The sequence below is a fragment of the Pseudomonas sp. USTB-Z genome, from assembly GCF_019691255.1.
In the GTDB taxonomy this organism is placed as follows: Bacteria; Pseudomonadota; Gammaproteobacteria; order Pseudomonadales; family Pseudomonadaceae; genus Aquipseudomonas; species Aquipseudomonas alloputida.
On record NZ_JAECZP010000043.1, the window covers coordinates 1 to 7,904 of the forward strand.

The window sequence follows — 7,904 nt, forward strand, 5'->3', positions numbered from 1 at the left end:
CGGCTGCGGCACCACCTCGGCGTCGACCTCGGCCGAGTAGCGCCCTTGGGCCACGTACTGGCGCTGCAGCTCATTACGCACACCTTCGAGGGTGGCACGCTGGAAGATCTCGCCTTCGGCCAGGCCCGATTGTTTCAGGCCCTTCATCAGGTCTTCGGTGCTGATCGCCTTGTTGCCTTCAATCTCGATGCTCGATACCGACGGGCGCTCGACCACGTTGATGATCAGCACATTGCCATCGCGGCTCAACTGGATGTCCTGGAAGAACCCGGTCTTGAACAAGGAACGCGTCGAGTCCACCAGGCGGCGGTCGTCGGCCTGGTCGCCAACGTTCAGCGGCAAGGCACCGAACACACTGCCGGCGGAAACCCGCTGCAGGCCGTTGACGCGAATGTCGGCGATCCTGAACGGTGAGGCCTGGGCCAGCGTGGCTTTCAGCAGCAGGATGGAGAGCAACAGGCGCGGGTAGTTCATCGGGGGTTCCAGACAAGCGGATTTGGAGGGAGGCGAGCGCGGGCAACCCGCAAGCAGCGGGCGATGAGGATACGGGCGGGCTGTGTACGGCGCGGTTAGCCGAGGGTAAAGATGTGTAAAGTCCGACCGGCCGGCGGTGACAGTGCCGGCGCGTAGGGCGATCATTACCCCCCCTGCAATTGCGATATCTGGCCCTGATGATCCCTGTGCTGCTGGTCGACGACGACCGCGAACTGACCGAAATGCTCTCTTTGTACCTGGCGCGCGAAGGCTTCCAGGCAATGGCCGTGGACACCGGCGAAGAAGGCGAGACCCAGGCGTTGTCCGGTAACTTCCAGGTGGTGGTGCTGGACGTCATGCTGCCCGGCATTTCGGGCATCGAAGTGTTACGCCGCGTGCGCGCGCGCAGCCAGGTGCCGGTACTGCTGCTGACTGCCCGTGGCGACAACATCGACCGCATCGCCGGCCTGGAGCTGGGTGCCGACGACTATGTACCCAAGCCCAGCTCTCCTGGCGAGCTGGTGGCGCGCCTGCGGGCGATACTGCGCCGCGTGAAGCCACACCTGATGGGTGATACCAGCGCGCCCGAGGTACCTGAACAGGTACGCAGCGGTGCATTGAAAATGTGGCCGGGGCGGCGCGAGGCACGCTGGGGCGCAGCCACGCTGGAATTGACCGGCTCCGAGTTCAGCCTGCTCGAAGCCCTGGCGCGCCAGGCCGGTCAGCTGGTCAGCAAGCAGGACCTGTCGCTCAATGCCCTGGGCCGGCCGCTGACCCGTTATGACCGACGCATCGACGTGCACGTCAGCAGCATCCGGCAAAAACTTGGCCCGCGTGCCGATGGCAGCAGCTGGATCCAGAGCGTGCGCGGCATGGGCTACATGCTGATCGTCGAATGATGCGCCGGCGTCTGTTCTGGAAGCTGTTCCTGGCGTTCTGGCTGGCCAACACCCTGACCTTCCTGGTGGGGGCGGGGGCCTTCATGCTCAATGAACTGCGCGGCGATACCCCCGGGCTGCGTTCGCTGCTGGCCACTGAGCTGCAATTGCTCGAACGGTATGGCGAGCGGGCCGGCCGCCAGTTGCTGGACGTGTCGCCACAGCCGCAGGATGTGCAAGTAGGCCTTTACGACGATCAAGGCCGCTTGCTGGCTGGCCAAACGGTGCACGTGGCGCGTTTCGAGCAGGCACTGCTCGACCGTGACGGCCGCCCGCTGGTGCTGCGCGCTTCGGTGGCCACCCGTGTCGGTATGGCACCGCGCCCACGCAACCTTGGCCCGTTCGTGACTGGGGCGGTGATGAGCGCGCTGTTCGCGCTGTTGTGCAGCTTTTACCTGACCCGGCCGCTGACCTGGCTGCGCGAGGCCATGGGCCAGGTTGCCCAAGGCCGTTTTGATGTGCGGGTCAGGCCGCGGCTGGGCAAGCGCCGTGACGAAATCGTCGACCTGGCCGAGGACTGTGACCGCATGGCCGGCCAGCTCAAGGCCCTGGTGCAGGCCCAGCAGAACCTGCTGCATGATATTTCCCATGAGCTGCGCTCACCGCTTACCCGCATGCATGCCGCCATTGGCCTGATGCGCCAGCAACCCGACCGGCCCGACATGCTGGAGCGGGTCGAGCGCGAGTCGCGGCGCATGGACGACCTGATCGAGCAACTGCTGACCCTGGCCCGTGCCCAGTCCCGTCAAGGCAACAATGACTTCGCCAGCGTTGATGTGGTCGAACTGCTGGCGCAGATCGTCGAGGATGCCCGTTTCGAGGCAGGCATGAAGCAGTGCCAGGTGTCCTTGCTGGCTCAGGGTGCGTTTCTCATGCATGGCCATGAAGAGCTCCTGTACCGGGCTTTCGAGAACGTCATCCGCAATGCCGTGCGCTACACCAAGCCCGGCACGGCGGTATTGGTGGAGGCCGCACCGGCACCAGGTGGGCAATGGTTGCAGGTGTGCGTCAGCGACCATGGCCCGGGCGTCGACCCGGCGCGCCTGCAGCGCATCTTCGAACCGTTCGACCGTGGCACCGACAGCAGCGACGGCTTCGGCCTGGGGCTGGCGATCGCCCAGCGTGCCATCGCCTTGCACGGTGGCAGCATCACCGCGCTGGCCGCCGCCACAGGGGGCTTGCGGGTGCGCATCGAACTGCCGCAAGCCATTGCTACTTGAAGCCGGTGACCGCGTGGGGAACGTAAGGGGCCTGCAAGCGCGCCACCTCGTCCTCGCTCAGCTGCAGTGACAGTGCGCCCAGGGCATCGTCCAGGTGGGCGGGCTTCGAGGCGCCGACGATAGGGGCGCTAACGCCGGCCCTACCCAGCACCCAGGCCAGCGCAACCTGGGCCATCGGCACCCCCCGTTCGCTGGCGATCTGCTCGACCACATCGATTACCCGGCCGTCCTCCACCTCGGTCTTTTCATAGAACGACTGCCCGGACACATCGGTGCGCGTGCGCTGGGTTTGCTGCCCCTGCGGTCGTGTCAGGCGGCCGCGCGCCATCGGGCTCCAGGGCATCAGGCCGACGCCTTGATCCAGGCATAGCGGGATCATCTCTCGCTCTTCTTCGCGGTAGATCAGGTTGAGGTAGTTCTGCATCGACACGAAGCGGCTCCAGCCATGGCTGGCGGCTACCTGCTGCGCCTTGGCAAACTGCCAGGCATACATCGACGATGCACCGATGTAGCGCGCCTTGCCGGCCTTGACCACATCATGCAGAGCTTCCATTGTTTCCTCGATGGGGGTGTGGTAGTCCCAGCGGTGGATCTGGTAAAGGTCGACGTAGTCTGTGCCCAGGCGGCTGAGGCTGGCGTCGATGTTGGCCATGATCGCCTTGCGTGACAAGCCTTGCTCATTGGGCCGGCTGGCGCCTTCCCACATGTTGGCAGGGAAGAACACCTTGGTGGCGATCACGGTTTCTTCGCGGCGGGTAAACTCCTTCAGGAGTTTGCCGAGGATGATTTCCGAGGTGCCGGCGGAATAGCTGTTGGCAGTGTCGAAGAAGTTGATGCCTTGCTCGACGGCATGGCGAATGATCGGCCGGCTGGCGTCTTCGCCCAAGGTCCAGGGATGAGTGCCGGCGTCGGGTTCACCGAAGGTCATGCAGCCCAGGCACAGCCTTGAAATGTCCAGCCCAGTGCTACCCAGCTTTACGTACTGCATCGTCGTCTCCTTCAAGGGCGTGAGTGATGGAGTTAGCCTAACGCGGGCAGGGTTGTGCGAAAATTCCGTATTGATGCATGCGCCATCTGCAAGAATTCACAAGCGTAGCAGCGGCCGCACCTGTTGCTGAAGGAAGTCGGTAACCGCCTTGATCCGCGGTGTGGCGCGCACGTCTTCATGCACGGCCAGCCAGATTTCGATGCTCATGGTCTGTTGCGCGCTGCCTGCTTCTTTCAGACCGTGTTCCTGTGCCATGAACGCGGGCAGGCAGGCGATGCCGATGCCGCCGGCACAGGCTTGGGCCTGGATGCGCAGGTCATTGCTGTGCAATGCGAACGGCTGTTGGCCGGCCTGGAGGTTGAGCCATTGCTGTTGTGGGGAACGGGCCTGAGACGCGTCGTAGCCGATGTAGCGCCTGACCGTTGCGCTGGCCAGGTAACCGGGCGAGGCATACAGCCGGTAATCCAGGTGCCCCAGCAGGCTGGCCACCAGAGTTGGCTCTGTCGGCCTCGCCAGGGCGATGCTGATGTCAGCTTCGCGGCGAACCAAGGATGCCTTGGATTTGCTGCCCACCAGCTTCAGGCGCAGCTGTGGGTAGCGCTGGTACAGCTCGCCCAGGCGCCGGGCGACGATGCTGCCCAGCAGCGCCGGTGGTGCCGAGAGCACCACTTCGCCTTCCACTGTCTGTTGGCCGGCGCTGGCGAAATGCGCCAGGGCAAAAGAGGACATGGCCATCTGCTCGGCGAGTTCCGCAACGCGTTGGCCTTCGTGGGTGAGGGCATAGGCGCGGGGACGTCGGTCGACCAGCTTGAGCTTGAGCGAAGCTTCGAGCGAGGCGATGCGCCGGGCCACGGTGGCGTGGTCGACACCCAGGGTCTTGGCAGCGGCCGACAGCGAGCCGGCCGAGCTGAAGGCGGAGAAATGGCGCAGGTCTTCCCAATCGAACATGAATGACTCGGCAGTGGCGGGTGCTAAAAGGGGTAGGGTAACCCTTTATGACCCTGCCGGCTTCAATGCCCGCCTTTCATCCGCCGCGCCACCAGGTAGATGCCCAGGCCAACCAGCGCAGTCGCGGCGCCGATGTACCCGGTGCTGGTCCAGCCCATGCCGGCAGTGATCGCCATGCCTCCCAGCCATGGCCCCAGGGCATTGGCCAGGTTGAACGCCGCATGGTTCGACGCCGCTGCCAGGCTAGGCGCCTCGTGGGCAATGTCCATGAGGCGGATCTGTAGCGGTGCCGCCAGGGCGATCATGGTGCCCACCAGGCCGATGCCCAGCAGCAGGCTCCACAGCGCCTGGGCGGCGAAGGTAAAGAACAGCAGCACGGCGACCGACCACATCAGTACCAAGCCCACGGCGCGGAACTGCAGACGGTCGAACAGCTTGCCGCCAGCGATGTTGCCGACGATACCGCCCACGCCGAACGCCGCCAGACCGAACGGAATCCACTGTGGCGACACCTGGGTCACGTGCAGCATGGTCGGTGCCAGGTAGCTGAACACGCAGAACATGCCGGCAAAACCGATCGAAGCGATGGCCAGCGCCATCCATACCTGTGGGAGGGCAAAGGCCTGTAGCTCCTTGCGCGGGTCGCTGCGTGTTTCGTCGTGGCGCTGGGGCACGAAACGCCAGACCAGGGCGATGGTGCACAGGGCGATCGCGCCGACCAGCACGAATGCCGAACGCCAACCGAAGTACTGGCCCAGGAAGGTGGCAACCGGGTTGCCGAGCAACATGGCCAAGGTCAGGCCCATCATTACCCGGGCAACCGCCCCCGCGCGCTGATCCTTGGCGACCATGCTCGAGGCGACCACTGCGGCAATGCCGAAGTAGGCGCCGTGGGGCAGGCCGCTGATGAAACGAAATGTGACCAGGCCACCGAACGAGGGGGCAAAGGCCGTGGCCAGGTTGCCCACGGCATACAGCAGCATCAACAGCAGCAGCATGTGCTTGCGCAACAGTTTGGCACCGAGAATGGCCAGTGTCGGTGCGCCAACCATCACCCCCAGCGCATACGCGCTGATGGCATGGCCCACCTGCGGCTCGCTCAACTGCAAATTGCTGGCAATGTCGGGCATCAGGCCCATGATGGCGAATTCGCCGGTGCCGATGGCAAAGCTGCCCAGTGCCATGGCGGCTTCCATCTTGGCGACGGTGTGTTTACTGGGGAGCGGGGGGCGTTCCTGGACTGACATTTGTATCCCTATTGAAACATGCTGAAACGTTCAAGGCGGGATAATAGTCAATCGATGGCTGCAACGTCGAGGATGCTGCCCCGGCTGCCGCGACGTTGCAGCCCGTTTCCTGCTCAGTGCGGGCGCGCTTGCTACGCCCCTGGCTGAAGTGACGGGACCCTGTGGCAGCGGGTACGCCTGCTCTTTTAGACTGCGGGCGGTGACGCGCCAACGCTCGGCAAACGGTGAGTACACGCGCCACACATTCGGTTCACAAGGACAACTGCAATGTCAGATACCCCGCGCAACCCGCTGCTTATCGATGGGGCCGTCGGCCAGATCGAGCTGTTGATCGACTACCCCGACGGACCACCCAAAGGGCTGGTGCTGGTCAGCCATCCGCAACCGCTGCTGGGCGGTAGCCCACGGCATATCGTGCCACTGACCCTGGCACGGCAGCTGCGCGCAGCCGGCTGGCAAGTGGTACGGCCGAGCTTTCGTGGGGTGGGGCAGACGCAAGGCGCGCACGACCAGGGCATCGGTGAAGCCGAGGATTGCATCGCGGTCATCCGTCACTTCAACCAGCAACAGCCCGAGCTGCCGGTAGCGCTGGTCGGGTTTTCCTTTGGGGCCTACGTGTTCGCCCGGGTTGCCTGTGCGCTGGAAGGGCAGTTGCAGGCAGTCGCATTGATGGGGCTGCCGGTGGGGGATGTACCGGGAGGGCGCTATTACGAGCCATTGCCGCTGCCTGGGGATTGCCTGTTACTCCATGGTGAACAGGATGAAATGGCACCGCTGGCCAACCTGCTGCAATGGGCTGGCCCTGAACAACGGGCAGTGTCGGTATACGCCGGTGCCAATCACTTTTTCAAAGGCTGCCTGGGGCGTGCTGCGGAGCAGGTGATTGCTCATCTCGCCCAGAAGACTGGCCCTCACCGCTCCAGGTAATGCGTCTGTGCAGCAAAGTCGATGAACCGCTTGCTGGCCAGCGACAGGTATTCCCCCGAGCGCCAGCACAAGCGGAAACTCATCTGCTGTGCTGGCCGGAACGGCACGCCGACGATGCCTGGCGTGCGTTGCTGCACCGAGCGCAGCAGGGTCGCCACCCCCATGTTGTCCAGCGCGGCCTGCACCACCAGCGAGACGAAGTTGCTCTGTAGCGCCACCTGGTAAGTGATGCCATGTTCGGCGAAGAACGCATCCAGAAGATGGCGTTGAACGAAGGTGCGATCGAACACCACCATGTCGGTATTGCGCAGGTCTTCGGCGGTGAGGTAGGCCTTGCCGGCATAGGGGTGATCCGGGTGCATGCACGCCAGCATCTCGTCGCTGCCCAGCAGGATCGACTCCTTGTCGGGCGGTACGCGCCGGGACTCCAGCAGCGCCAGGTCGATTTCCCGTTGCTCCAGGCGATGGCCAATGTCTTCGGCACTGCCTTCGAACACGGTCATGGCAATGCCCGGGTACGACTTGCGGAAGGCGTTCATCAACCCGGGGACGTAGTGCAGGCCGAACATCGGCGGGATACCCAGGCGCACTTCGCCGCGCTTGAGGTCGGCCATGTCGCGCAGTTCTTGCCGGGCAACGTCCATTTCGCGCAGGGCAGAGGCAATGCGCGGCAAGAACTGCTCGCCTTCTGCCGTGAGGATCACTTTGCGTGTGGTGCGGTTGAACAGGGTTACCCCCAGTTCTTCTTCCAGCCGGGTGACGGCCATGCTCAGCGCGGGCTGGGCGATGTGCAGGTGCTGCGCGGCCTTGGTGAAGCTGCCTTGCCGGACGATTTCGACACAGCAGCGCAATGCCTTGAGGTTCATTGAGGGGTGCTACCTTTCATGCGAGATGCATTCATAACGAACTGTGATGCTAAGCATCATAACAATATATTTATTATTATTAACCAGAGGGCCTACGATGCGCGCCACTGAGACATCCTGCAACATCTCAGTCACGCAGCTTAATAAATCTGCAATCCCACAAAGATTTTGAGGTAGTACCCCAAATGGCCAAGGCCGCCGATGTCGTTGTGCAATGCCTGGAAAACGAAGGTGTCGAGTATGTATTCGGCATTCCCGGTGAGGAAAACCTCGACCTGCTCGAATCCCTGCGCAAG

General features: G+C 63.6%; 9 protein-coding genes. 4 read left to right on the top strand and 5 right to left on the bottom strand.

The window, feature by feature from the left end:
• Positions 1-474, bottom strand: a 474-nt coding sequence (locus I8746_RS26625) for a POTRA domain-containing protein (protein ID WP_311044817.1), incomplete at its 3' end; no start/stop codon positions are given.
• 197 nt (positions 475-671) lie between these two features.
• On the opposite strand from I8746_RS26625, the gene I8746_RS26630 reads away from it, so the two are divergent.
• Together I8746_RS26630 and I8746_RS26635 are read left to right on the top strand one after the other, a co-directional pair.
• Positions 672-1,373: a response regulator transcription factor gene (locus I8746_RS26630; protein ID WP_190869196.1), complete on the top strand. Its 702-nt coding sequence runs from the start codon at positions 672-674 to the stop codon at positions 1,371-1,373.
• Entirely contained in the window at positions 1,370-2,632 is a 1,263-nt protein-coding gene (locus tag I8746_RS26635; protein ID WP_088513135.1) for an ATP-binding protein, read from the top strand. The genes I8746_RS26630 and I8746_RS26635 overlap by 4 nt, the downstream gene beginning before the upstream one ends.
• On the opposite strand, the gene I8746_RS26640 is transcribed toward I8746_RS26635, so the two are convergent.
• The 3 genes from I8746_RS26640 to I8746_RS26650 form a co-directional block, all read right to left on the bottom strand.
• Positions 2,625-3,620 carry an aldo/keto reductase gene (locus I8746_RS26640; RefSeq protein WP_221101205.1) on the bottom strand — a complete coding sequence of 332 codons (996 nt, stop codon included), beginning with the start codon at positions 3,618-3,620 and terminating at the stop codon, positions 2,625-2,627. The genes I8746_RS26635 and I8746_RS26640 overlap by 8 nt on opposite strands.
• Before the next feature lie 96 nt (positions 3,621-3,716).
• Positions 3,717-4,568: a LysR family transcriptional regulator gene (locus I8746_RS26645; protein WP_221101206.1), complete on the bottom strand. Its 852-nt coding sequence runs from the start codon at positions 4,566-4,568 to the stop codon at positions 3,717-3,719.
• A gap of 62 nt (positions 4,569-4,630) precedes the next feature.
• Complete coding sequence (locus I8746_RS26650) at positions 4,631-5,815, bottom strand: MFS transporter (RefSeq protein ID WP_033725485.1); 1,185 nt, start codon at positions 5,813-5,815, stop codon at positions 4,631-4,633.
• A gap of 267 nt (positions 5,816-6,082) precedes the next feature.
• On the opposite strand from I8746_RS26650, the gene I8746_RS26655 reads away from it, so the two are divergent.
• Entirely contained in the window at positions 6,083-6,742 is a 660-nt protein-coding gene (locus tag I8746_RS26655; RefSeq protein WP_012052225.1) for an alpha/beta hydrolase, read from the top strand.
• Here I8746_RS26655 and I8746_RS26660 read toward each other — a convergent pair.
• On the bottom strand, positions 6,727-7,608 hold the full coding sequence (locus tag I8746_RS26660; RefSeq protein WP_004374921.1) for a LysR family transcriptional regulator: 882 nt from the start codon (positions 7,606-7,608) through the stop codon (positions 6,727-6,729). The genes I8746_RS26655 and I8746_RS26660 overlap by 16 nt on opposite strands.
• 185 nt (positions 7,609-7,793) lie before the next feature.
• Here I8746_RS26660 and I8746_RS26665 point away from each other — a divergent pair.
• Positions 7,794-7,904 (top strand): thiamine pyrophosphate-binding protein (locus I8746_RS26665; protein WP_221101207.1); only part of this gene is annotated, 111 nt, incomplete at its 3' end.

Bases quoted from the DNA above. Each gene is read 5' to 3' on its own strand.
- I8746_RS26630 (WP_190869196.1), top strand. From the start codon at position 672: ATGATCCCTGTGCTGCTGGTCGACGACGACCGCGAACTGACCGAAATG.
- I8746_RS26635 (WP_088513135.1), top strand. From the start codon at position 1,370: ATGATGCGCCGGCGTCTGTTCTGGAAGCTGTTCCTGGCGTTCTGGCTG.
- I8746_RS26640 (WP_221101205.1), bottom strand. From the start codon at position 3,620: ATGCAGTACGTAAAGCTGGGTAGCACTGGGCTGGACATTTCAAGGCTG.
- I8746_RS26645 (WP_221101206.1), bottom strand. From the start codon at position 4,568: ATGTTCGATTGGGAAGACCTGCGCCATTTCTCCGCCTTCAGCTCGGCC.
- I8746_RS26650 (WP_033725485.1), bottom strand. From the start codon at position 5,815: ATGTCAGTCCAGGAACGCCCCCCGCTCCCCAGTAAACACACCGTCGCC.
- I8746_RS26655 (WP_012052225.1), top strand. From the start codon at position 6,083: ATGTCAGATACCCCGCGCAACCCGCTGCTTATCGATGGGGCCGTCGGC.
- I8746_RS26660 (WP_004374921.1), bottom strand. From the start codon at position 7,608: ATGAACCTCAAGGCATTGCGCTGCTGTGTCGAAATCGTCCGGCAAGGC.